Consider the following 23,311-nt stretch of genomic DNA (forward strand, 5'->3'; position numbering starts at 1 on the left):
TTTAATCTTCAGGGCGATCATTCTGCTGGGATGCTTCACGCCAACGGCGGACTGCATTCACTTCAATATCAAACAGGTCTAGCACACGGCCCAATGAATGATTGATCATGTCATCCAATGACGTCGGTCGTGCATAAAAGGCAGGCACGGGGGGAGCAATAACGGCCCCCGCTTCGGTGACTTCAGTCATGTGCTTCAAATGGCCCAAATGCAGGGGGGTTTCCCGTAACATCAACACCAGTCGGCGTCGTTCTTTCAGTACAACATCAGCCGCACGTGTTAACAGGGAGGTCGTCATACCAGACGCAATTTCCGACATGGAGCGAATCGAGCAAGGAGCCACAATCATTCCCATCGTCCTGAAGGAACCACTTGAGATCGCGGCACCGATATCCTTGCTTGGATAAACGTAATCGGCCAACTCATGGACATCATTCAGGGTGTAGTCCGTCTCAAGCGAGAGTGTCAACCTGGCTGATGATGAAATCACCACATGCGTTTCTATATCTGTCGGTTTTAGTAATTCAAGCAGGCGTACCCCATAAATAACGCCTGAAGCCCCTGAAATACCGATAATCAAACGCTGGGGTAAGGTCGGGGTGCTCTTGGAATGAGTCAAAAGAAAATCCTTCACAATGATGTAGAAATATAAAACCAGTAGAAACTACCTAACCTTCCCCTGAGCAATACCTTGTAGCGTTTGATAGAAAGCGCCATAGAGAATATCACTGGCAGTAACGAAGCCTGCTTCTTCCAATGCCGTATAATCGGGCCATAAATCGCGTAATACAGGTTGGGCATCACGCAGGGCCGGATTGAAGAAGTCACCTTCTTCATAAGCAGCCCGCAAGGCCGGGCGAACATCGGAGCGTTCTGCATCCGCCTGCTCCTCTTCAGCGCCAACCATACCTGCATACGCTAACGACAGGGCAAGGATAGCGGGATACGGAGCCTGCCATGCTGTCTTCCACAAGCGGAGGTAATGATTCATGAGCGATTGTGCGTCCTCGGGTGTCACCAAAGGGAAATGCAAAATGCGGTCTTCGAAAACCGCATGGGCAGTCACAGGCTCATTCTGGGCAGAAGCCCATAACAACTGCTCACAATACAATCGCAAAAGGCGGTGTGGTTTCCCGGGTTTGATCAATCGCCCACTCTTGTCGCATTTGATATCACCATAGGCACCTGCTTCCAGCCGCCAAAGCGCCAACCCTTCAGCGGTTTGATAACTACCACCCAGGCGCTCCTCCACCAGAAGCCCTTCAGACTGCCATTGCAGCGTTCGCTCTGGCAGAGGAGTTAGCCACCGTACGGCGTTATCCCAGAGCTCCCATTGTGTCGTTAGGATATTAAGCTGTTCATCCATAACAGCATCGCCAAAACCAAGGGCAGGAAGCCTTCCCGCACGGACCAGATGTTGCCTGCTCTCATCGAGGGAAATTCCCGCCAGCAGTCCATCCAATAATTCACGTTTTAGCTGATACCGGTCAATTCCTTTTAGCGCAAAGGGCTCGGTCTCTTCCAGTACTTCATCCGGTTGAGTGTAGAAAATGCCAAAATGTGTTTGCAGGCAAACATCCGCAGGCTGCCGTAAGAGTGTCACCAGCGATTGCAGCGCAATCGTCGTTGGTAACGTTTCCTGTACGGGCTCAGGAAGTGCCAGTGTTCGCTGGACCCGCCACTGTTCATCGTAGCTATAGAGAGCCGGCCACGAGTAAACCTGTGTCCTCTCACCATCCGAAGAAACGCCTGCCGCAGAAAAATAGCGTCGTGAAAAAGGCTGTAAAGGGTGATACTGGATCAACCGCTGATCCAGCCGTCTCCGATTTTCTTCTTCACTATTTTCTACTTTGTCACCTTCTTTTTCATCACTTTCATCACTTCCTTTTGTACTGCTTTGCTGATCGCTCATCGGCGCTCGATCGGGTTTCACCGGCACCTGCCATCCCTTGGCTACCGCATCCAGCAATTCACTGACCAGTATCGAATAAGGGCGTGGCTGATTACTTCGTTGCTCAAATCCAATCCAGCTAATGGTTAATTGTTCACGGGCCGCCAGCAGTGCTTCAAGCATCAAATAACGATCATCATCACGACGAGAACGGTCTCCACTTCGGGGATGCTCTGCCATCAGGTCGAAATCCTGCGCCATACGGGCACGTGGATATTCGCCATCATTCATCCCCAACAGGTAGACGTGGCGGAACGGAATCGCACGCATCGGCATCAGCGTGGCGAAATTGACGCGACCTGCCAGAAAGCGTGGAGAGAGCCCCCCTTCATCCAGATAATCCGTCACCGCTGTACGCACCACATCCAAAGGCAGTGGGCGTGAAAATTCAGCGCTTTCGCAGGAAGCCAGCCAAGTTGCAACAGCATTCGACAAACGCGTCAGCACGTCGAATTCATCAACCTCCTGTGGATCAAAAAAATCTTCCAACAGTTGATTGATACGTAGTTCCCACGCTGCCGGATCACAAGGTTCCGCCAGTGTATCGCACCAAACTGTCAACTGATCGATCATGTCAATCAGATGCCCTATCAGGGCGGCATCCAGCCCCTGAACTTCGTCAAATGGCTCAATATCGCTCAGTCTCGTATCCGGTGAAGGCAGCATGTCTCCCATCGCATAGCCAAGCATCATTCGCTTTAGACCAAAACGCCAGGTGTTGAGCTCCAGCGCAGGCAAGTCCAAACGCGCACGCTGTTCGCCTGAAATTCCCCAACGGATTCCACTTTGTTCGATCCATTGGGTCAGCAATGTCATATCATTTTCGGAAAGACCAAAGCGTCGCCGAAATGCCGGTATATCCAGCCAGTCAATCACTTCACTGACCGTTAACCGTTGCTCGGGAGCAGCAAGCAATTCGAGCGCAGTGGCCAGCAGTGGGCTTGCCTGACTCGCTTTCTGATCCGCAATCGAAAACGGAATATAGCGCGGATCGGCAGGTTCATAACGCGCAAACACGGCCTCTATAAAGGGCGTATAGCGGTCAATATCCGGCACCTGAACAATGATGTCGCGTGGCTTGAGGTCGGGTGTTCGTTCAAAAGCATCCAGCAGGGTGTCATACAGCACTTCAACTTCACGTAATGCCGAGTGACACGCAATCAGGCGCAAAGAGTCGTCACCAGCTGCCAAAATACGTTTGTGCCCCTCCTCTTTCACGCGCTCCGCAGGATGGACAAGATCAAGCACCTCTTGTTGAAGCTGCTGCAATAGTGTTGCTGATTCATTCTTCGCGGGGTCGATAAAGATATCGGCTTCGGTATCAAACGGAAGTGACTGTTCAAACCCATAAAGCGCCTGAATGAAATCTCTGCCTTGCGCGCCCCACGAAGACAATAACGGGTTAGTACTCAAATGTAATGACACCGGATCAAGCCCATGCAGTGCCTGCTTCTGCGGTAACGGTGGGCGGGGCCGCTCAATGCGCCACAAGGCCTCACGCTCGCTCACAATATCGCCCCAATAGAAGCGTGAGGGGTTATTCACCAACAGGATGACGTCCATATGCCGGCTAAGCGCATGGAGTGCCTCAATCAATGCGAGGGGTAGCGAGGAAATACCAAAAACAAAAAGGCGACGTGGAAACCCAGTAGGCAATGCATCCATGTCATTCAAGCGATCCAAAAATTCCCGCTGAAGATACGCGCGGTGCAAATGGCGTTGTTCAGGTGCGGTGCGCGCCAGTATCTCACGCCACAACCGCGGCTGCCATTGTTGGTCCGCCGTTAGTTTGAGATCCTCCGGTTCACGGCCTTCACCCCAGGCATCAATCCAGTCAGGCCGGTAAACCAGATACTGGTCATACAGAGCCGCCAGCCGGTCAGCCAACTGGAAGCAATGGTATGCAGAGGGCTCACCATCCTGGTCTACTTCACGGTAGAGGTAATCACGCAGGGGGACATAAGCGGGTTCATCCAACACATCGGGCAGGATCGCCATTAATCGCCATGCCAATGCCCGACGATCAAAGGGAGACTCGACCGGTACGCTATCCCCGAGTACCGAACGAAATGCCTGCCAAACAAAGGCCGCCGGCAAAGTAAATTCCAGCGATGCTGCAATACCCTGTTGTTCAGCAATTGCGAGCTGTAACCACTGCCCCATTCCGGAGGACTGCACCAGAAAAGTTTCTTTTTCCAGCGGCGCCAAGGGATACCGAGCCATCAAACCCAGCGCGAGGTCGCGCAAGTCTTCAATATGGTTGGCATGAACAACGTTAAACATGAAAGCAGCGCTACCCGTTTGATTTGAAAGATGACATTTTACCTGAGCAATACTCTGGACAATATGCCTGGCAATCAGAATATCGACACCTTCTTATTGAAAATGTCGCTGGCAGGCATGACACGGACTTGACCCCACCTATACTCTGCTGACTACACTATTCTAATAAACACAGTCCTGATAAACACGGTCCTGGTAAATACAGTACTGATAAACACTATCTATATCGCCAACCTGAAAATGCTTCTGTTATATCGGCCAATCCATTCCATACTTTAGCAGGAAATGCCATGAGTTTTAGCGAACAGGAATACGCAACCTCAACCCGCACGTGGCTGTCGCAGTTGATCAGTTTTGATACTGTGTCTCGCAACAGTAATCTCTCATTGATCGAGTACATCGAATCACAATTGGCCCTGCTCTCGGATACTGAAGGCCAGCCTGTTCGTGCAGAACGCATTGAAAACGCAGCCGGCGATAAAAGTAATCTGCTGATTCGCATTGGGCCGGCCGTTGAAGGAGGTGTCGCACTTTCCGGTCATACCGATGTAGTGCCCGTGGATGGGCAACCCTGGCATAGCGATCCGTTCACACTCGAAGAACGCGAAGGGAAGCTTTATGGTCGAGGCAGTTGTGACATGAAAGGCTTTATTGCTGCCGCGCTCTCACATATCCCCGAATGGCGAACACTGGATCTCAAACGCCCTCTCTATGTTGCGCTTTCCTATGATGAAGAGGTCGGCTGCGTAGGCGCCCCCCACCTGATTGAGCACATGAATGCCAGTGCCATCCATCCTGAGCTCGTCATTATTGGTGAACCCACCATGATGAAACCGATTACACAGCAGAAAGGGATCTCGGACCTGTATACCACTGTCCGCGGGGTGGAAGCCCATTCCAGTCAAATACCCGATGGTGTATCTGCCATTCATGTGGCAGCTCGTTTGGTCAATCATATTGAAAACATCATGCTTGAAATGAAGCAGCAAGCGGATTGCTGTAATGCTGCCTATAACGTCCCCTACTCGACGCTGCACGTGGGCACCATTCAGGGGGGCACCGCCGTTAATATCATGGCAGGCGAATGTACATTTCATTGGGAGATCAGGGATCTACCTGAAATCGGTTTTCATGCGATCTACGAGAAATACGAACGTTACGCCAAGGCGCTGGAACAGGAGATAAAGCAAACTTCTCCGATGGCCTCTATCACCACACACTTGGCTGTCGATTCTGTACCGGGGCTTAATGCGACGGAAGACGATCCAGCAGTGCGTTTTCTCAAACCTCTACTGGAAGACCAACACTCGGGGGCTGTCGCTTTCGCGACGGAGGCTGGGCAATTCCAGCAGGGAGGTTATGCAGCCGTTATCTGTGGCCCCGGTGATATAGCACAGGCACATAAGGCCGATGAGTTCGTCAGTATTGAACAATTAAACAAAGTAGATGTATTGATGAGCAAAATCGGTGAACAACTGACACGTCCTGAATCAGTCTAACGCATGGGTAAATGCACCCTATATGAGCCGATTATTCAGTATCCCCCACAATAAAAAAGAGTGTGGTGAACAATTCACCACACTCTTTATTTTGCGCCGGCGAAGCATTCAACCCAGCAGATAAGCGGAGAATAACGAAATCAGCTTCTGCAAGGCTCGGTTTTACCTGAACACCGCAGCCGGCAAAACATTACGCGCACAGTATCAGGCCAGTTTGGCATCCAGTGTAATGTTGGTATCGAACAGTTTGGATACCGGACACCCTGTCTTGGCTTCATTCACCAGCTCGTCGAACTTGCCTTGTTCCAGCCCGGGAACAGCAACCGTAGTGTCCAGATGCACGGAAGAGACAGAGAAACCGTCGCCATCCTGATCCAGAGATACCGTGGCCTTGGTATCAATACTGTCAGCCGTGAAACCATTGTTGCCAAGAATCAGTGAAAGTGCCATGGAAAAACATGACGCATGCGCCGCCCCCAGAAGTTCTTCGGGGTTGGTACCGGGCGCGCCTTCGAAACGAGTATTGAAACCATAGGGATTCTGTTTCAATGCACCGCTTTCAGTAGAAACGGTTCCTTTGCCTTCCTTGATCGTACCAGTCCAGTGTGCAGAACCTGATTTCTTGATGCTCATGTTGCCCTCCAGTATGACAGGGTAATCGTGCAAAAAAGCCAACATTGCGAACACTCATACGTGCTTCGCGAACGTGCGAAAACAACGTTAATGGTGAAAACACCTGAGTTATTCCAAATATGGCTGTTGTATGGCAACCGCGTAAACAGTCGCCTTCAAGGAAATTTCAGAGATTCCAATAACAAAATATTCAGTCCCGAGCTGAAATTTCCGTTGTCCTGTTCATTATGTAGGGATGATCCCCATCAACTTCAAGGCATATCGTGTATTTAATCCGATATCATTGCTTTATTCGGACTGAGCCAATGGCACCAATTGCCATAGGGAATACTCATCGTCTGGTGGAATCACCTGCATGGGCTGTGCGTTTACCGCACTGGGCCCTTCATGTGTTCCCAGGGTCAAATAGCGAATAGCCCGGAACACGCCCGAATGGGCAAACACCACAGGATTATCATATCGCATCAACACACTATTCAGAGTTTCAACTATGCGGGCCACGAACTCATCCCACGGTTCAGCATCATTCGGGGGATTCAGATACGGCATGGGATGAATAATGGGCCCTTGTTCCAAAGCGCCCCAACAACGTTCACGCAATCCGTTCAACGGCATCACTCGATGATCGGGGAGCGCCAGCGTTGCCGTTTGGCGTGCTCTAAGCTGACTGCTTGATACAACAATATCCCCTTGCCAATTGCGCAGTAACGTTCCCGCATCGATGGCTTGCTGCTTCCCCTTCGACGTTAAAACAACATCCTGACTACCTGCGATAATACGGGCACGGTTGTGAAAGGTTTCACCATGTCGGACAAAGAGAAACGGTTTCGGCACCAGCGCGGGGTGCGAGGAAACAGGTGATTCCGCCGTTACAAATGAAGTATCCGACGCACAGGCATCCGACGTGGTTGTATTCTTACTCAATGACAAGAAAAGAGCCTCTCGAACAGCAAATAATAATTCTCCACCATACCGCGACGATGTTCTGTTAGCCATACGAAAATGGTCGCTTTTTTGAATGGCAGGCATGCCACTCCATATCTCTGGTTATCCTCCCTCTCTCTTTCGCACGCTGCTCATCCACCCTTGAAAAAGCGGCGGCGTCCTGTCGAAGAAACCTCGCGGTTAAAGCAGCCATTGAATAAACCTCAGATCAGACAGCCGTGCGGGTACCGGTTATACTCAATTCGATAATAATAAGCATGCAAAAACAGGGCAGGTTCCATGGCGCTTTCGGCACTGTATATCAATAAACCATTCACCTGGTTATGGATTGGACAAGTACTCTCCACATTGGGTGAGTTTTCGATGATCTCGGCTATCTCGGTGTGGGTCACTGTCACGTTGTTTCACGGTTCGCCCGATTTACCTCTGGCGGTGGGCTTGATCCTCGGTATCCCCAGAATTCCATCCATTCTTTTATCGACCTCTATTGGCACCTGGGTTGACCATCATTCCCCAAAGAAATGTATGCTGGGTGCAGACGGCGCTCGAGCATGTCTTTATCTGCTACTGTTTTTTGCTCTGGGCGAAAAGTGGGCATCTCCATGGACAAGCCTTTGCGTAGTCATCACCCTGATGACAATCGGCGAGCTTTTTTCCCTTTTCTTTACGCCCGCACGCGCCATCGTCATGCAGCAAGTCACACCAAGGGAAAAGCGCATACAAGCCGCTAGCCTTTCAACCTTTTCCAGTCAAGGCGTCGCGTTGATCACCTCGTTTCTGGGGCCTGTCATGTATGGGCTGTTCGGTATCCGTTATGCCGTCATGGTGAACATGATCAGCTTTGTACTGTCGTTTTTGTGTATTGCCAACACCGGTCAACTGACAGTGGAACACAAGGCAAGCGATAAGCGGCAGTCCATGTGGAAAGAAATGGAATTCGCCCTACTTTTTATTTTTCACCATCCCTCCCTACGCGTTATTTTCCTGGGCTCTCTTTGCTACGCAATCTCACAGGGGGTAGATAGCCCCTTGATTTCACAATTTCCCCTCACCACATTGCACCTGTCACCAGAAGCCTACGGAGAACTCTCCTTCTGTTTTCCATTGGGCGGTGTGCTCATAATGCTGGTAAATACGCGAATACTGCATCGTTGGGGAAGTTTACGCGTTTTTGTCGGCTCATTGATCGTGTTGGGAGGTATCAAACTGGCGTTCGCACTCTCCAATGCCGTCGATGTGTATCTCTACATGATGCTCATGGGTGCAGTGTTTACTTTGGTGCTGACATCACTGGGGCCAGAACTTCAAAACACGATCCCCAATCAACATATGGGAAAAATCTCACCGATATTCAGTCAGGCGAACGCCATCATCAGCACCTTCTACCTGTTCTTCTCCAGTGCGCTTCTGGCTCAGATCAATCACTGGATACCCACGGCCACCGACAACAAATACCGAATAGCGCTAGTATGTTCAGCCTGCCTTCTCGTATTGGGAGGTGTCCTCGTATACGGGCTTCATAAACGTCTGGCCAAGAGTGAAATACTCATGGCCAACACCGATCATGACGCTTAAAACCCGCGCAAGCATCGCTTCTGCATGACGGTATTTCTATCCTGAAGGGAAGTATCAAAAGAAGACATTGAAATCAGGGACGGGGTAGTGTACTCAACCAGAGTATGCGGGATAGAAGATCATCAAGCATATTTTCCCAATTGAAGGCTTAACCTGAGCAAACAAAAACACATTGATTGGATATGTTTTTGAAGAACATAAAACCTGTTTCAACAGAGGCCGCAAACAGGGCTGTAGCGTTCAGCCACGGGCACTACAGGGGGATTTCACTCACTGACTTGCAGAAAAGAATTTAAATCAGGCTTAACCGAATCTTACTGAAAACTTCAATTCCCGCCGTATTATCCGATTATGTTAGTTACCAAATACTTGATCCTTGCTCACGGTTTCTGACTTATCGATGACATCATGCCAACCTCAACACTAAATACTTCTTTGAAAGAACATATTCATGACCACAATATGGCCTACCTGATGCTGGCCAGGGAGCTATTGCGGCACGATTTCACCCTTGGGATTTTACAACTGGGTATTGAAAAGGAGATTGCACAGCTTCTACTGGAGATGCCCATTCCTCACATTATCGAACTCTCTCACGTCAGCCAGCTTTTATGTACCTTTGCATTGAACAGGAGCGAGCTACTGGAATGGCACCAACGGCCTGCCCCGTTTGATGACATTATCAAGGCACAACGCGCCCTACACCTGATTAACCCGGTTCGTCCAAAGAGCAAGCGATCATCACGTCATACAAAGAAATGAAGTCATCACCGTTAATACAACAGATGTACCAGCACTCTCTCGCCATGGAAATGATCGAATTGGGTGCTCGCCCTGTTGTTATGCAACATAGTCTGGATATCCCCTACGGGCGCCTTGCGCGGTTATATCGGGAGAAGACCGGTGAATCATTACCCAAGGGAGCCATCCCCTATGCCGAGGATTGGTTCCTGCGGTGGCGTCCCAATATTCACTCGTCTCTGTTTCATGCCATCTACCGCAAACTGGAAGCAGAGCTTTCACTCAAACCCGCGGTTTTGCTGATCAAAAGCTATCGCTTCTATCTGGACTGGCAACAGGGGTTTAGAAAACAGGGGGTAAACCACAAGCATCCTCTGCTCTCCATCACACGGGCATGGATACTATTGCGCTACCTGGAGGGGCAACTACTGCAAACATCAAGTTGCAAAAAGTGTGGGCAGCTATTCATCGATCATGCCAATTCACCACAGCATAACTATGTCTGCGGGCTATGCATGCCACCCTCAAGGGCTGGGAGTCAAAAAATGGATGCTGTAGAACAGTGACCAATGTGGCGGAAAAGCCTTTCCGGCTGCAAGATAGACAGCCTGTTATAAGAAAGGCAAAAAGCGTGAGCAAGTCAATAGGCAAATGCGAAGGCGATAAACCCGATAGACACTCTGGAGCGCAGCGTTTTTTCAGGCATGTTAAACCATGACATATTAAACCAAGGCATGTTGGACCATGGCCTCTTGAACCGTGGGAAGTACACTGCGCGCACATGCCAAAAAGCCGGGGTTGATCAAGGTATCCCGCTGATTATAACGGAGGGGTTGCCCCACTCCCTGCGCAGTCAGCGATACCACGACACCACCGGCACATTCGAGCACCAACTGGCCTGCCGCTGTATCCCATTCACTGGTGGCGCCTTGTCGGACATAAAGATGTGCCTGCCCTTTGGCAATCTCACAAAACTTGAGAGAGCTTCCCATCAGGCGCTGTTCATGGGGCGGAAGCGACGCATACCAGTCAGCGGGGCGGTTTCTGCCATGTGAACGGCTTCCGAAAAGAACCAGTGCCTCATCAGGTTGCCAATCAGACACCTGAATAATATGTAAATCCTGATAAAAGGGAGGATGCTCTGACATTCGGTAGGCATAGGCAGCCCCACCCTTGCCAGCCACATAGCCTTCGTTTCGGGCAGGCGCTTCAATCACCGCCAACGTAACAACGCCCTGCTCCACAAGCGCGATATTAACGCTGAATTCACCATTATGGCGGATGAAATCACGTGTGCCATCCAGGGGGTCAACCAACCAGAAGGTTTCCCACTCGCGACGGTGTAAAATGGATGCTTTTGAGCTTTCTTCCGACAACACTGGCCATGCAGGTGTCAATTGTGCCAATCCTTCGGTGATCACCTTGTGTGCGGCAATATCCGCACGTGTGAGTGGTGAATCATCGGCTTTGCTCATGACCTCCAAAGGGGTATCAGACTCTTCATAGACAGCCATGATCGCTCGACTGGCCTGATGGGCAATCGCAATCACCCCCTGCTGGAGTGGCGTCAATGAGACCTTACCTGATGAGACAGCAGATATATTCATTACTCCTCCAGAAAACAGGGGGCAGAGAGAGTTCAACGCGCAGGATAGCTGTCAGTCATTACTGCAACCATGTTTCAACCGTCTCGTTGCCATACTCTTTTTTCCACGCCTTCAACACCGTGTGATTACCGCCACGCGTTTCAATAACTTCACCCGTATGGGGATTTTTGTAGGTTTTGAGCTTACGCTTCTTGCGTTGTCTGGAGGTGCTTTTTTCCTCATCGGAAGTGGCTGCTGAGGTCTCAGTTGCAACCGTATCGGGCACCTCGAATAATGCCAAAACGTCGTCGGTAGACTTATCAAACTCTTCCATTAGCGCTCGCAAATGAGAAGAGAACGCCATTTCTTTCTTGAGGCGTTCATCCTGTGAAAGTTGTGCTATCGTCTCTTCTAACTCACGAGCACGAATTTCCAGCTGTTTATATTCCTTCAAACCTGACATTGACTGCCTTTCCTCGTTCAATCTCTCTACTTATAACGTATCCTGACATTCACCGCCCAGCCCACCTTTAACGGCCAGTCGATGGCCTGTGTGGCATTCGGAAACCTTGTGAATACTGCCGTCACACGTTCGCAATTACCTTACGTTCATAACAGCCGCACGTTCATAACAAGCGAGCATACAGTCCACCAAAGTACCTGTCTTACTTACGGACTGTCATTTCGGATAGAACCTGATCATGGTAATACCGGATACGTTATTCAGGCCCAAGAATACCTAATTTCGTCACAGGCAGCGATGGGAATGCGCTCGTTTATTCATGCATTTCAAGCATTATCGAATAAAAGCACGCTCTCAACACCTCAGAGCATTTGATCTTTCCCACTTTTCTGGCATTAGTACGGGGTAATAATACACACCATATACTGGACATGCATCCACCAAAAAGGCATGATAATGTCATGCAAAAAATCATGCACGCTGACTGTGACTGTTTTTACGCTGCGGTAGAAATGCGAGATCAGCCTTCACTGAGGCATATTCCTATCGCAGTAGGTGGGCGCCCTGAACAACGGGGCGTTATAGCCACGTGCAACTACCCGGCCAGAAAGTTCGGTATACACTCGGCAATGTCCAGTGCGCATGCGCTACGACTATGTCCCCACCTGCATCTGATACGCCCCGATTTCGAGCGTTATCGTAGTGTATCGGCTGATATCATGCGCATCTTCCAACAGCTCACTCCATTGATCGAGCCACTTTCACTGGACGAAGCCTATCTGGATATCACAGAAGCCACGCATTTTCAGGGAAGTGGTACCTGGATGGCGCAATGGCTGAAAGAGGAAGTCTATCGGCAGACAGGCATTACCATTTCTGTAGGCGTTGCCCCCAACAAATTTCTGGCAAAGATCGCCAGTGACTGGGAAAAGCCGGATGGCCTGTTTGTTATCCCCCCCCAGGATGCCGAATCTTTCATCGCCGAACTCAAGATCGAAAAACTGCCGGGCGTAGGACCTGCTACCGCCCAACGCCTGAAACAGATGAACGTACACAATGGCGAGGCATTAAAAGCCTGTGAATTACCTGACCTCATCGAACGATTCGGCAAGTTTGGCCACCGTTTGTACCAGTTAGCCAGAGGTATAGATACCCGTGAAGTAAAAGTGGAGCGGGAACGAAAATCCATCAGTGTTGAAAACACCTTTGACCATGACATTACGCTCGAACAGGCAAGACAAGGCCCTTTGGAAGAGCTTGTACTCAAACTGGATGAACGTATTCAGCGCCATGGCAACCCGCTTTCCAACAAGATTTTCGTCAAGATCCGCTTTGATGACTTCACCAGTACGACTCTCGAATGCAGCGGAATGGCACCCACCATGGAAAACTATTCAATGCTGTTTGATCAGGCCTGGTTACGGCATTCCCGCCCCATGCGTCTGATGGGCGTAGGGATTCGCCTTATGGCGCCAGAGGATAACCGTCAATTGATCCTCTTCGATGACGATCTTTCCACTTCAGCATAAGAGCCATACTGTACAATTCCGAAGACACGAGAGTCCCTCACCCATATCTGCAAGCGACCTTTATCAATCATCACCCTGTTGCTGGGAAGCGTTGTTGCGTATAGTAACTAAAAACCGATTCAGTTATTGACGTTAAGAAGGCAAGCCATGAGCCGACATCAGGTATCCATTCGCCCTCGCCCCAGAACCCCTCTGGACCTCATCTTTTTGGGAGGTTGTGGTGAAATAGGAATGAACCTGACTTTGTATGGGTTCGAGGATGACTGGATTGCCGTCGACTGTGGCATGAGCATCCGCCAACAACTGCCCGGTTCGCCGATACAGATTCCTGATGCAGAGGCCCTGGCACGAGAAAGTATTCGTCCATCGGCATTGGTGGTGACCCACGGCCATGAAGACCATATTGGTGCTATCGTGTGGCTGTGGCCGCGCTGGGGGTGTCCTATCTGGGCTTCTCCGCTGGTGGCAGCCATGCTTCAGCACCGGTTTGCCCAACACGGCCTGGATACCCAGCAGATCAACGTCTTTCAGCCGGATGAAGCCTTTGAGCAAGGCCCATTTGGCATCCGAACACTCCCCGTGACTCACTCCATTCCGGAGAGCTGTGCGCTGCTGATCACTGTTGGGAAGCACCGCGTGCTGCATACCGGTGACTGGAAAATAGATCCGGCACCGCTTATTGGTGAGGGCTTCAACGAACCACGTTTCAGATCGTTGGGCAAGATTGATCTATTACTCGGTGACTCAACAAATGCGCCGGTACCGGGCCACTCCGAGAGCGAGGCCAATGTACTGGAACATCTACAGGAAGCCGTTAGCCAATGCCCCCACCGCGTTGTGATCAGTTGTTTTGCCAGTAATGTGGCACGTATCAAGGCGGCGGGTATCGTCGCCAAAAAAACCGGGCGCCGGCTGATTCTGGCGGGGCGTGCCATGGAACGTATGGTGCACATTGCCAAAAGCTGTGGCTACCTGAAAGACTTGCCCCCCGTTGTTCCCCTGCGTGATGCCGGTTATCTACCCCGGGAAGAAGTCCTGCTGATTGCCACAGGCAGTCAGGGCGAGCCTGGTGCAGCGTTGTCGCGTATTGCCAATGGTCGTATGCATGATATGGAATTGGAAGCAGGTGACACTGTTATTTTCTCATCCCGCGTCATTCCCGGGAACGAAGCCCCCATTGCCGGGCTGGTCCGAGCATTCAGGCAAAGAAATATCACTGTCATGGATGAACATGATCATCCAAAACTGCACACCTCAGGCCACCCCGCACAAGAAGAATTGAAGACCCTGTATCACTGGGTCAAGCCGGGCTATCTTGTGCCCGTACATGGCACACCCGTACATCAGACAGCACACCTTGGGCTAGCTCATGCTCTCGGCATAGCCGGAGAAGTACTGCCCAAGGATGGCGATTGGCTCAAGTGGAACGGGGAAGCCCTGCTCGCGCATAAAACACTCACGCTCACTCCTCGTTTGATCGACCAGCAACGCGAGCCCCGTAAAGCCAATCGCCCGGGGTTACGTGTGGTCGTGCCCGTGGTAGGGGATGCCGAAGGCTGGACACGTGTCTCTCGGCTGATTATCGATCCACCCCCGGGTATTGCCATTGATGAAACATCCTTTGCAGACTGGTTGGATGAAACACTACCTACCTTGCAGGCTGATAGCATCAAGGCGCTGCATACCCCACTACTGAATGAAATCAAGCGTCAACTACAGGCACAAGGCATCAGAGGTAGCCAGCTTTATCTGGATCTGGTCGACATGTCAGCTTAAGTCACTCATGACGCCCTGTTATTCATGACGGTTCATTATGAATAGTCCACGGTTTCAAATAATGATTTGATAAGAAGACATTCAGCGATGACGTTGCGGTAAGTGAGCGCGCCGTTTAAATGCGCCATCCGTATACTGAATGCTCAGGATGCTGCACAGGACTACGCGCGGGTGGCGTTGAATGGCTGCGTTGAATTAACCGCCGGTCATGTTCATCATACGGACAATCTGTACATCGCCGTCCGTAGTAAAATGGTGGCGATACGGTTTTATCTGCATGGCGTCAATCAACGCATTATCCAACCGTTCTACATCATTCGGACTTTCTCGCATAATAGCGCGTAAATCTACCGAATGTTCATTCCCCAAACAGAGTAGTAATCGCCCTTCCGCGGTAACACGTACTCGGTTGCATGTACTGCAGAAGTTATGGGAATGGGGAGAGATCAACCCGATCCGCGTGGATGAGTCTGCCATGTTGAAATAACGCGCAGGTCCAAGACTTGAGGCATTACTGGCCGTCAGTGGATAGACAGATTCAATCTGTTCAATCACTTCATCACTGGAGTAGAACGTCTCTTCACGACCATGATCGGATACATCTCCCAAGGGCATCTCTTCAATAAAGGTAAGATCCAATTGTTCGCGGCGCGCAAAATCGACCAACGCCAACACTTCGTCTTCGTTACGACCTTTTAGAATGACAGCATTCAGCTTGATATCATGGATACCGGCGGCCTTGGCTGCCTGAATTCCCTGGAGTACACGGCCTAAATCTCCCGTGCGCGTCAAGCGCTTGAAGCGCTGGGCATCCAGTGAGTCCAGACTAATATTCAGCCGATCCATACCACATGCTTTAAGCATCGGCGCATAGCGGTGAAGCTGAGAACCATTGGTTGTCATAGTGAGTTCTTTCAGCCCTTTTTGCTTAAGAGCCCCAAGGGCCTGCATCAGCTTATCAATACCCTGACGGACTAACGGTTCTCCCCCAGTGATACGTATTTTTTCGACCCCTAACGCAACAAAGCGGTCAGCCAACAACGCCAACTCTTCCAGAGAGAGAATCTGTGTCCGCGGAAGGAATGTCATCTCTTCGCTCATGCAGTAGACACAGCGAAAATCGCATCGATCAGTCACTGAAATACGAAGGTACCGAATTTGCCGGCCATAGTTATCGACCAGCTGAGCGGGTGAATGCTGTATTGTCATAGAGTCTCCTGCTTCATCATGAGCGTCGGAAGCAACACATTACCCCTCGTTCCACTGTGCACTGGCCAACTGATCCGATAGACGCTCGTCTACCCAGCGCTGCCCTTCCTCGAAGTGCTCTTTTTTCCACAAGGGGACATCCGTTTTGAGCCGATCCATCAGGTATTGGCACGCCTCGAAGGCAACGGCTCTGTGCGTCGAAAAAGCCATGACCAACACAATATCATCACCCGCCTGCAAGTAGCCGACACGATGGATAATGACCACTCCTTCAAGCGTCCAGCGGGTACAGGCCTCCTCAGCGAGCGTCTCGAGCACGCTTTCCGTCATTCCCGGATAATGTTCGAGCGTTAATGCCGTCACACCACTGCGTTCACTGAACTCCCGGACTCTGCCAACAAAGAGAACTTCCGCACCAATACCAAAATTATCAGCGTATTGGCTACGTAATTCAGCAAGGTCAAATGGCTCTGACTGGATACCGACGATATTCATCCGCCTGTCACCGGAGGAAAGAAACCGATTTCATCGCCATTCGACAATACCTGATCCATTTGCGTCATCTTCTGATTAACAGCGCACAGTACTTTATCTTCCTGTAACAAACGAAAGCGCTCATCCTGCTTCATCAGTACCTGCTTGATGTCATTGATAGTTCGAACAGACGTATCCAGCGGTAACATCAGGCGATCAATACCCAGTTTTTCACGCAGTGCCGCGAAGAACAGTAACGTGACCGTCGGTGTGGAAACGGCAGTTGCAGCGTCAGAAGCTGTCGTTACTGAATCACTTGATGAAAACGTCGGAGCATAGGTCGCCTGCCTTTCTTCATCAGACACGAAATTTTCAGCCGTATCATTCAATGAAGCGTCGTAAAGTTCATCGGCATTCGAGGGACGCACCCAATCGCCCGACTTCCCTCCCGTCTTTGATTCAACCTGGATCGCTCCTATCAACATGTATTTATCCACGGCCTTGCACATGTCGTAGAGTGTTAGCCCGGCAACAGAAACAGCTGTCAACGCCTCCATTTCAACGCCGGTTTTACCGGAGACACGGCATGTCGCGCTGATCAGGATCCCCGGCAAGGTTTCATCAACCTGAAAGTCAATTTTCACCGATGACAACGATAATGGGTGACAAAGCGGGATCAGATCAGAAGTTTTTTTGGCTGCCTGTATGCCGGCAATACGCGCCGTTGCCAATACATCCCCTTTGGGGAGCTGGCCCTCTACCAACAATCGGAGTGTGGACGGAGCCATTCTAATGGCACCACTGGCGGTAGCTTCCCGATGCGTAACAGATTTGTCACCGACATCGACCATGTGTGCTTCACCGCGCGCATTCAAATGCGATAAACGTTGATTCATGCCGTCATTCCTGCTGATACAAGGCGGTTGTGCCCATAAGGGAATAGCCCAAAAGGTCATCAAACATCACAATGCGAACCCACTGGTGCGCGTCCACTACGGCCTGCTCAGTATCGAGAAGAATAAAGCAGGTAGCGCAGCTCAACATATCAATCCGATGGGATTGTTGGGATGGCAGTGGACTGACCTCAAAGCCACCCTTAAGGTTTCCTTCATTATTCCACTTATGCACCCCCAACAACAAGTCTACGCGCCCACGTTGGCCTTTTACATGTTCGGTGAGCGTTGCCCTGACAGAACCATAACGCTGTGTAGCCCCCTGCAGGCTCTCCAGCGCGGGTATCCCCAAAAGGGAATACATGGCAAAGGCCGCGAGTGGATTACCGGGTAATCCCAGCAACGGCGTACCCTTCCACTCACCACAGAGCACCGATTTTCCCGGACGAACGGCCATTTTCCATAATGCGACGCCATGCTGCTCTTCCAAAACATGACGCAGATGATCACGCGGCCCCATAGAGACACCACCACTGGTCATGATCAGGTCCACATCGCCGCATACTTTGGAAAGAGCCTGAGCAATTGCCTTTTGATCATCCGGTAACGTCCCTCCATCGTGAACTTCAGCACCATAGGCCGTTAACAGGGCAATGAGCATCGGACGGTTCGAATCATGAAGCGTACTTTTCGCCTCCTCTTGTAATTCATCGCCGGTAGAAAACACTGCAACACGAGGTAGCCGCTTCACACAGACAGCTTCAACCCCCAATGCCGCCAATAATGCAACATGGCGAAAATCCAGCCGTTGCCCTGCTTTCAACAAAAGGTCACCTGTTTTGATGACTTCTCCCTGTTGGCGAATATTGGCGCCCACCACCTCATTGCGAGAGGGAAACGGCGGGTGCCTAGCGTTTTCATTTGTCTGTTTCGAATCAGTAATATAGGGGAAAACGGCAGCCGACTGACCATCGCCTTCTACTCGACAACGTTCGATTACTACCACCGTATCGCATCCCGCCGGGATATCGGCGCCTGTAGCAATCTGAACACACTCCCCTATTTCCACTGTCCCCTTGAACGGCTCCCCTGCCATGCTGTGCCCTATGCAGGCAAGTTGTAACGGAGGTGATGAGGAAACAACAGAACGGCTATCAAAAGCATAACCATCCATGGCCGAGACACTTCGTGGAGGAAGATCTCCCGGCGAGCACAAGTCCTCCGCCAGTCTTTTTCCCACCGCACCTGAAAGGGGGACACAAGAAGCAGAAAAGGGCTTGATACGCGACGCCAGCCAACGTAGCCATACAGTTTGGGCCTCTTCTACAGAGAGCCGTGTCACCATCATGGTTCATCACTCGCATCGGGTGAATGTCGGTTCACACATCGTTCCGGCCATTCTCCTTCAGGATGCTGATAAACGTCCTCAATCCAACCTGCGACATTTTCAGGCTCTGATAAATCCAGAAGCGTAACGTCCTTGAGGCGAGTGTGTTCCATTAACGCCGATTCAGGTAACTCAGCCTGGGGCGTCGCAATCGCATGCACAGATGCATCATGGGGAGCAAGCAAAGGCTTACCGTTCTTGTAACGATATACTTCCAACTTGGGCATGGACTCATGTTTAAAGCCTTCTACCAGCACCAGATCCGGTTGCAATGTAGCGACCTGGGCTAATAGCGTCTTTAGCTCAGGCTCTTGTTGTTGTGGTGTTTCGACCATCATTGCCCAACGTTTGGACGATGCCAGAAGTACAGGCACGGCGCCCGCCTCTCTAAAGCGATAACTGTCTTTTCCTGGCGAATCGATATCAACTGCATGGTGGGCATGCTTGATGACAGCGCACTGAATACCGCGAGCCTGTAAAAGGGGCAACAAGGCCTCGATCAAGGTGGTTTTACCCGCACCACTCCAACCCACAACACCCAATACTCGTGGCAAATTATTCATCCCTATAGCGCCCGTAGCCCTGATACCTGCAGCATCTGTGGTGCGGCTTATCTCCGATGACATACGGTTCCCTTTACTGATGTAATGACTGGCGCAGCGGCTGATATAACCGATAGGCGACATAGTGACCATTTGGGTTGAATCAGCACGCATGTTGACCACACTGCTGACTGCTGAATGAAAAGAAGTCCCCTTGTCTCATTCAGCAAAGCGTATTAATGAATGCCCCACCACACAACGTGCGATCTTGATATAGGCGTGTCAAGAGTATTTGAGCTTCGCCTGAACGCCCAAAGAGAGGTCAATAACCCCACTAATATTAATTGTTATACGTTAAGGGCGACACATGCGTTTTTAATTATAATACCGGGAATGGGCGGTCCATGTGCGTCCTATCATGTGAAGTAGCGTGCTTCCAGCGCATTCAACGCTTCGTGTGTATTGATATTGGCAAATTCAGTTGAATGTTCAAACCGAACGGTACCCACACTGAACATTTCATAAAGATGTTTCAAACGCTGTTGTTTCGAGTACTGATGTGACTGCCGGTATTCAAGGAAACGCGGTAACACATGTATACGCAGCAATACATGGGTGTAGTGTATGTGCTCAGCATCAGCAGCGACTACGATATCATTTTCCGGTGTTGCCGCCTGGAGCATTCGACTGACGAGATCATGTGGAATCAATGGGGTATCACAGGGTACCACCATTAACCACTCGATAGATGAGGTGCCTGCGCTCACCTGCACCTTGGAAGGCATTGTCAACGACGATGGTAAGTGATGAACGCGAAAACCGCAGGGCTGAGTACCGATAGCTAAAGCGTGCGCTCCGTTACCGAATTTCACTTGATCAAACGCCCGATAAAAAGCCAATCCGGCGATCATGCCAGCCAGGGGGCCAGTCCCTTCAAGGGCAGGTGCATCACCTATAATAGGCCCCTCAAACACACTACGGTACTGCTCGATAGCCCGGTTACAGCAAAGTGAAAGCACCGCCACCTGCGGTGCCAACCGATTGATAACATGGGTCACTAAAGGCTTGCTACCCAACGGCTGCAAGCCTTTTTCACCCGCTCCCATTCGCCGCCCTTCCCCCCCGCAGAGAACAAGAGCGGCAACCTGAGGGTGGGGGGGATTAACGGGTACCAAAGATTTTATCACCCGCATCTCCCAGCCCCGGGACGATATAACCGTTTTCATCCAGCTTTTCGTCAACGGAAGCAGTATAGATCTCGACATCAGGGTGTGCTTCCTGCACTCGCTTGATGCCTTCCGGTGCGGCCACCAGTACAATCACTTTAATGGATTGGCAATGCCGCGCCTTTAGCATATCAAGGGTTGCAACCATCGATCCCCCTGTAGCCAGCATGGGATCAATTACGAGGGCGGTACGTTCGTTCAGGTCGGAAACAAATTTCTCAAAATAGGGAACGGGTTCCAGGGTATCTTCGTTGCGATAAAGGCCCACGACACTGATACGGGCACTGGGGATAAGATTGGTCACACCATCCATCATGCCGAGTCCAGCACGCAGGATAGGCACGATGGTTACCTTTTTTCCCTTGATCTTCTCGACTTCGAATGACTCGCCTGACCATCCCTTAATCATGCGAGGCTCCAGCTCCATATATTGGGTCGCCTCATAGGTCAGCAATTCGGCAACCTCACTGGCAAGTTCACGAAACTGCTTGGTGCTGATACCTTCAGCGCGCATCAAACCGAGTTTGTGTTTAACCAGAGGGTGCTGGATCTCATGTACGTTCATGGTAATGTTCCAAAATAATTCTTTACTTTAGGGTATGCCAGCGCCCCGAGGCCGTGGCTTATGAGCGCCAGCAATCTTTATGCATGTATTTTTTGACGTGCGTTATTCTTCATTCACATTGGCGGGAAGGCGCCAATCGATGGGTGTAATACCGTGTTGTTCAAGGAAAGCGTTCGCGCGGGAAAAATGGTGATTACCAAAAAAACCCCGGTGCGCCGACAGAGGCGAAGGATGCGGTGAATGCAAAACCAGATGCCGCTCACGATCAACAAAATCGGCCTTTTTCTGCGCGTAGCTTCCCCACAACAGGAAAACAACATGTTCACAATGGGTATTGATCAACTCGACAGCTTTATCGGTGAATGTTTCCCACCCCTTGTTACGATGTGAGCCTGCGTTCCCCTGCTCAACCGTAAGAACGCTGTTCAGCATCATGACACCCTGCCTGGCCCAGCTTTCAAGAAAGCCGTGATTTACCCGTTCGAACCCCACCTCATCAGCCAGTAACTCTTTGTAGATATTACCAAGTGAAGGTGGGATAGCCACCTCGGGACGCACAGAGAAGCAAAGCCCGTGCGCTTGCCCGGGACCGTGGTAAGGGTCCTGCCCGAGCATTACTACCTTGACCTGGCTAAGCGGCGTCAGTTCGAAGGCTCGAAACCAGTCATGGGAATGTGGATAAATGACCTTGTGTGCCGCCTTGCGTTGCTGGAGGAAGCCTTTAAGGGCCTGCATATAAGGGGCATTGAATTCACCACCCAGCACAGGTTGCCAATCACCGGCATGCTCAAGGGCCATGGAGTTCTCCTGACGAAAGTAACGTGATCACTGGCAAGGCAATAGCCTCTAACGCGCAAACAGCCGCCGCTTTTTTCCCGAAGGCTTCTACCCCACCCCTTGAATGGCTTCTGATCTCACCTATCACAGCAGTATTGCTAACCGCGTTCATCATCCCTGTATCGCTCAGCCAGCGGTTCGATATAGGCCATGGCGGTATCCCATGGAAACTGAATCCAGGTATCCTGCTCTACTTCCGAGTGAAAACGATCAACCAGAGAGCGCCCTTCCGGCTTGGCATAAACCGTTACGAACAAGGCTTTGGGTAGCATCTCGCGAACGGCCTTGGCAGTTTTACCGGTGTCCACAAGGTCATCTACCAACAACCAGCCTTCGCCGTCGTGGTCAATACCCTTGAGCACTTGTACACCTTCCTGCTGTTCCATTTTATCGTAGCTTTTTACTGAAATGGTATCGACCAAACGAATGTCCAGCTCACGGGCGAATAGCCCTGCAGGTATGAGTCCCCCACGAGTGACAGCAATGATCCCCTTGAAATCGTGATCAAGCAGAGGCTCGCAAAGCTCACGGACATCGCGATGTAGACGGTCCCACGAGACGGTAAAATAACGATGGTAGCGGTTACTGGAAGCCATGGACTTTTACTCCGACTCGGTGAAACTACATACGGTGAAGACGCTCAGGCCCTCCTCACGGATACGCTTGGAGCCCCCCAGTTCGGGCAGATCAATAATACCGGCCGTTTCAACCACCACACCTCCAGTACGCTCGATCAGTTTGGCAGCAGCCAACATGGTACCGCCGGTTGCAATCAGGTCATCCATCAGCAAAATGCGATCATCCGGCTTGAAGGCGTCAGAATGCAGCTCCACCGTCGATTTCCCATATTCAAGGCTATAGGTCTCACTGATGGTCTTGAAGGGCAGCTTGCCTTTTTTACGCACCGGTACAAAGCTGCATCCCAGCTCATAGGCCAGTGGCGCACCAATAATAAAACCGCGCGCATCTATCGCTGCGATGGCGTCGATTTGAAGATCCTGATAGCGGTGAACAAAACTATCGATCAGTTTGCGAAATGCCGAACTGTTTTGCAGTACCGGGGTAATGTCACGGAAGTTAACGCCTGGCTCCGGCCAGTCACGAACAGTACGAATGACCGATTTTATATAATCGCCATAGACGCTTTTTGAGTTTTCCAACGGAGTCTCCTGCTACCACCCACCCATCATTGGTGGA

The 23,311-nt window shown here is 50.8% G+C and carries 22 protein-coding genes; 6 read left to right on the plus strand and 16 right to left on the minus strand.

Going from position 1 to position 23,311, the window contains the following annotated elements; translation table 11 throughout:
* Position 1: 1 nt before the first annotated feature.
* Together LMG33818_RS02340 and recC are read right to left on the minus strand one after the other, a co-directional pair.
* Complete coding sequence (locus LMG33818_RS02340) at positions 2-619, minus strand: UbiX family flavin prenyltransferase (protein WP_442321742.1); 618 nt, start codon at positions 617-619, stop codon at positions 2-4.
* Positions 620-664: 45 nt separating this feature from the next.
* Positions 665-4,234, minus strand: coding sequence for an exodeoxyribonuclease V subunit gamma (gene recC / locus LMG33818_RS02345; RefSeq protein ID WP_442321743.1), 3,570 nt, complete (start codon positions 4,232-4,234; stop codon positions 665-667).
* A gap of 290 nt (positions 4,235-4,524) precedes the next feature.
* Here recC and argE point away from each other — a divergent pair, with 290 nt between their 5' ends.
* Positions 4,525-5,733 (plus strand): acetylornithine deacetylase, encoded by a 1,209-nt coding sequence (argE, locus tag LMG33818_RS02350; protein WP_442321744.1) that lies wholly within the window; start codon positions 4,525-4,527, stop codon positions 5,731-5,733.
* Between the two features lie 204 nt (positions 5,734-5,937).
* Here argE and LMG33818_RS02355 read toward each other — a convergent pair whose 3' ends face one another.
* Both LMG33818_RS02355 and LMG33818_RS02360 read right to left on the minus strand, forming a co-directional pair.
* Complete coding sequence (locus LMG33818_RS02355; protein ID WP_442321745.1) at positions 5,938-6,366, minus strand: OsmC family protein; 429 nt, start codon at positions 6,364-6,366, stop codon at positions 5,938-5,940.
* 288 nt (positions 6,367-6,654) lie between these two features.
* The gene (locus LMG33818_RS02360; protein ID WP_442321746.1) at positions 6,655-7,395 is read right to left on the minus strand and encodes a histidine phosphatase family protein; all 741 of its coding nucleotides are present in this window, start codon (positions 7,393-7,395) and stop codon (positions 6,655-6,657) included.
* 195 nt (positions 7,396-7,590) lie between these two features.
* Between LMG33818_RS02360 and LMG33818_RS02365 the strand changes: the two genes are divergently transcribed.
* The 3 genes from LMG33818_RS02365 (at position 7,591) to LMG33818_RS02375 (ending at position 10,193) form a co-directional block, all read left to right on the plus strand.
* Positions 7,591-8,886, plus strand: a complete 1,296-nt coding sequence (locus LMG33818_RS02365; RefSeq protein ID WP_442321747.1) for an MFS transporter — start codon at positions 7,591-7,593, stop codon at positions 8,884-8,886.
* 408 nt (positions 8,887-9,294) lie between these two features.
* Positions 9,295-9,648: a flagellar transcriptional regulator FlhD gene (locus LMG33818_RS02370; protein ID WP_442321748.1), complete on the plus strand. Its 354-nt coding sequence runs from the start codon at positions 9,295-9,297 to the stop codon at positions 9,646-9,648.
* Entirely contained in the window at positions 9,645-10,193 is a 549-nt protein-coding gene (locus LMG33818_RS02375) for a FlhC family transcriptional regulator (RefSeq protein WP_442321749.1), read from the plus strand. Before LMG33818_RS02370 ends, LMG33818_RS02375 begins: the two co-directional genes overlap by 4 nt.
* 156 nt (positions 10,194-10,349) lie before the next feature.
* Here LMG33818_RS02375 and cysQ read toward each other — a convergent pair whose 3' ends face one another.
* Positions 10,350-11,234: a 3'(2'),5'-bisphosphate nucleotidase CysQ gene (gene cysQ, locus LMG33818_RS02380; RefSeq protein ID WP_442321750.1), complete on the minus strand. Its 885-nt coding sequence runs from the start codon at positions 11,232-11,234 to the stop codon at positions 10,350-10,352.
* A 58-nt stretch (positions 11,235-11,292) separates the two neighbouring features.
* Positions 11,293-11,676, minus strand: a complete 384-nt coding sequence (locus LMG33818_RS02385) for a histone-like nucleoid-structuring protein, MvaT/MvaU family (RefSeq protein WP_442321751.1) — start codon at positions 11,674-11,676, stop codon at positions 11,293-11,295.
* A gap of 461 nt (positions 11,677-12,137) precedes the next feature.
* On the opposite strand from LMG33818_RS02385, the gene dinB reads away from it, so the two are divergent.
* Both dinB and LMG33818_RS02395 read left to right on the plus strand, forming a co-directional pair.
* Positions 12,138-13,205, plus strand: a complete 1,068-nt coding sequence (gene dinB / locus LMG33818_RS02390) for a DNA polymerase IV (protein ID WP_442321752.1) — start codon at positions 12,138-12,140, stop codon at positions 13,203-13,205.
* A gap of 147 nt (positions 13,206-13,352) precedes the next feature.
* Entirely contained in the window at positions 13,353-14,981 is a 1,629-nt protein-coding gene (locus LMG33818_RS02395) for a ribonuclease J (RefSeq protein ID WP_442321753.1), read from the plus strand.
* 195 nt (positions 14,982-15,176) lie between these two features.
* Here the strand turns inward: LMG33818_RS02395 and moaA are convergent, their stop codons facing one another.
* From moaA to LMG33818_RS02445, 10 genes are all read right to left on the minus strand, one after another.
* Positions 15,177-16,190 carry a GTP 3',8-cyclase MoaA gene (gene moaA / locus LMG33818_RS02400; protein ID WP_442321754.1) on the minus strand — a complete coding sequence of 338 codons (1,014 nt, stop codon included), beginning with the start codon at positions 16,188-16,190 and terminating at the stop codon, positions 15,177-15,179.
* 39 nt (positions 16,191-16,229) lie between these two features.
* Positions 16,230-16,685 (minus strand): molybdenum cofactor biosynthesis protein MoaE, encoded by a 456-nt coding sequence (locus LMG33818_RS02405; protein WP_442321755.1) that lies wholly within the window; start codon positions 16,683-16,685, stop codon positions 16,230-16,232.
* Positions 16,682-17,560, minus strand: coding sequence for a cyclic pyranopterin monophosphate synthase MoaC (gene moaC, locus LMG33818_RS02410; protein ID WP_442321756.1), 879 nt, complete (start codon positions 17,558-17,560; stop codon positions 16,682-16,684). The genes LMG33818_RS02405 and moaC overlap by 4 nt, the downstream gene beginning before the upstream one ends.
* A 4-nt stretch (positions 17,561-17,564) precedes the next feature.
* The gene (locus LMG33818_RS02415) at positions 17,565-18,905 is read right to left on the minus strand and encodes a molybdopterin molybdotransferase MoeA (protein ID WP_442321757.1); all 1,341 of its coding nucleotides are present in this window, start codon (positions 18,903-18,905) and stop codon (positions 17,565-17,567) included.
* The gene (mobB, locus tag LMG33818_RS02420; RefSeq protein WP_442321758.1) at positions 18,902-19,660 is read right to left on the minus strand and encodes a molybdopterin-guanine dinucleotide biosynthesis protein B; all 759 of its coding nucleotides are present in this window, start codon (positions 19,658-19,660) and stop codon (positions 18,902-18,904) included. Before mobB ends, LMG33818_RS02415 begins: the two co-directional genes overlap by 4 nt.
* 242 nt (positions 19,661-19,902) lie before the next feature.
* On the minus strand, positions 19,903-20,673 hold the full coding sequence (gene mobA / locus LMG33818_RS02425) for a molybdenum cofactor guanylyltransferase (protein ID WP_442321759.1): 771 nt from the start codon (positions 20,671-20,673) through the stop codon (positions 19,903-19,905).
* Positions 20,648-21,277 (minus strand): uracil phosphoribosyltransferase, encoded by a 630-nt coding sequence (gene upp / locus LMG33818_RS02430; protein ID WP_442321760.1) that lies wholly within the window; start codon positions 21,275-21,277, stop codon positions 20,648-20,650. Before upp ends, mobA begins: the two co-directional genes overlap by 26 nt.
* Positions 21,278-21,379: 102 nt before the next feature.
* Complete coding sequence (gene ung / locus LMG33818_RS02435) at positions 21,380-22,075, minus strand: uracil-DNA glycosylase (RefSeq protein WP_442321761.1); 696 nt, start codon at positions 22,073-22,075, stop codon at positions 21,380-21,382.
* 137 nt (positions 22,076-22,212) lie between these two features.
* On the minus strand, positions 22,213-22,710 hold the full coding sequence (gpt, locus tag LMG33818_RS02440) for a xanthine phosphoribosyltransferase (protein ID WP_442321762.1): 498 nt from the start codon (positions 22,708-22,710) through the stop codon (positions 22,213-22,215).
* A gap of 6 nt (positions 22,711-22,716) precedes the next feature.
* The gene (locus LMG33818_RS02445) at positions 22,717-23,274 is read right to left on the minus strand and encodes an adenine phosphoribosyltransferase (RefSeq protein ID WP_442321763.1); all 558 of its coding nucleotides are present in this window, start codon (positions 23,272-23,274) and stop codon (positions 22,717-22,719) included.
* Between the last annotated feature and the right edge of the window lie 37 nt (positions 23,275-23,311).

Source organism: Cernens ardua (assembly GCF_051251085.1).
Classification (GTDB): domain Bacteria; phylum Pseudomonadota; class Gammaproteobacteria; order Pseudomonadales; family Halomonadaceae; genus Cernens; species Cernens ardua.

Coding starts and splice junctions, on each gene's coding strand:
- ung (WP_442321761.1), bottom strand. CDS start 22,075: ATGGCCCTTGAGCATGCCGGTGATTGGCAACCTGTGCTGGGTGGTGAA.
- LMG33818_RS02370 (WP_442321748.1), top strand. CDS start 9,295: ATGCCAACCTCAACACTAAATACTTCTTTGAAAGAACATATTCATGAC.
- dinB (WP_442321752.1), top strand. CDS start 12,138: ATGCAAAAAATCATGCACGCTGACTGTGACTGTTTTTACGCTGCGGTA.
- LMG33818_RS02375 (WP_442321749.1), top strand. CDS start 9,645: ATGAAGTCATCACCGTTAATACAACAGATGTACCAGCACTCTCTCGCC.
- LMG33818_RS02385 (WP_442321751.1), bottom strand. CDS start 11,676: ATGTCAGGTTTGAAGGAATATAAACAGCTGGAAATTCGTGCTCGTGAG.
- argE (WP_442321744.1), top strand. CDS start 4,525: ATGAGTTTTAGCGAACAGGAATACGCAACCTCAACCCGCACGTGGCTG.
- cysQ (WP_442321750.1), bottom strand. CDS start 11,234: ATGAATATATCTGCTGTCTCATCAGGTAAGGTCTCATTGACGCCACTC.
- LMG33818_RS02355 (WP_442321745.1), bottom strand. CDS start 6,366: ATGAGCATCAAGAAATCAGGTTCTGCACACTGGACTGGTACGATCAAG.
- LMG33818_RS02415 (WP_442321757.1), bottom strand. CDS start 18,905: ATGATGGTGACACGGCTCTCTGTAGAAGAGGCCCAAACTGTATGGCTA.
- upp (WP_442321760.1), bottom strand. CDS start 21,277: ATGAACGTACATGAGATCCAGCACCCTCTGGTTAAACACAAACTCGGT.
- LMG33818_RS02405 (WP_442321755.1), bottom strand. CDS start 16,685: ATGAATATCGTCGGTATCCAGTCAGAGCCATTTGACCTTGCTGAATTA.
- recC (WP_442321743.1), bottom strand. CDS start 4,234: ATGTTTAACGTTGTTCATGCCAACCATATTGAAGACTTGCGCGACCTC.
- LMG33818_RS02365 (WP_442321747.1), top strand. CDS start 7,591: ATGGCGCTTTCGGCACTGTATATCAATAAACCATTCACCTGGTTATGG.
- gpt (WP_442321762.1), bottom strand. CDS start 22,710: ATGGCTTCCAGTAACCGCTACCATCGTTATTTTACCGTCTCGTGGGAC.
- moaA (WP_442321754.1), bottom strand. CDS start 16,190: ATGACAATACAGCATTCACCCGCTCAGCTGGTCGATAACTATGGCCGG.
- moaC (WP_442321756.1), bottom strand. CDS start 17,560: ATGAATCAACGTTTATCGCATTTGAATGCGCGCGGTGAAGCACACATG.
- mobB (WP_442321758.1), bottom strand. CDS start 19,660: ATGCGTGCTGATTCAACCCAAATGGTCACTATGTCGCCTATCGGTTAT.
- LMG33818_RS02395 (WP_442321753.1), top strand. CDS start 13,353: ATGAGCCGACATCAGGTATCCATTCGCCCTCGCCCCAGAACCCCTCTG.
- LMG33818_RS02360 (WP_442321746.1), bottom strand. CDS start 7,395: ATGCCTGCCATTCAAAAAAGCGACCATTTTCGTATGGCTAACAGAACA.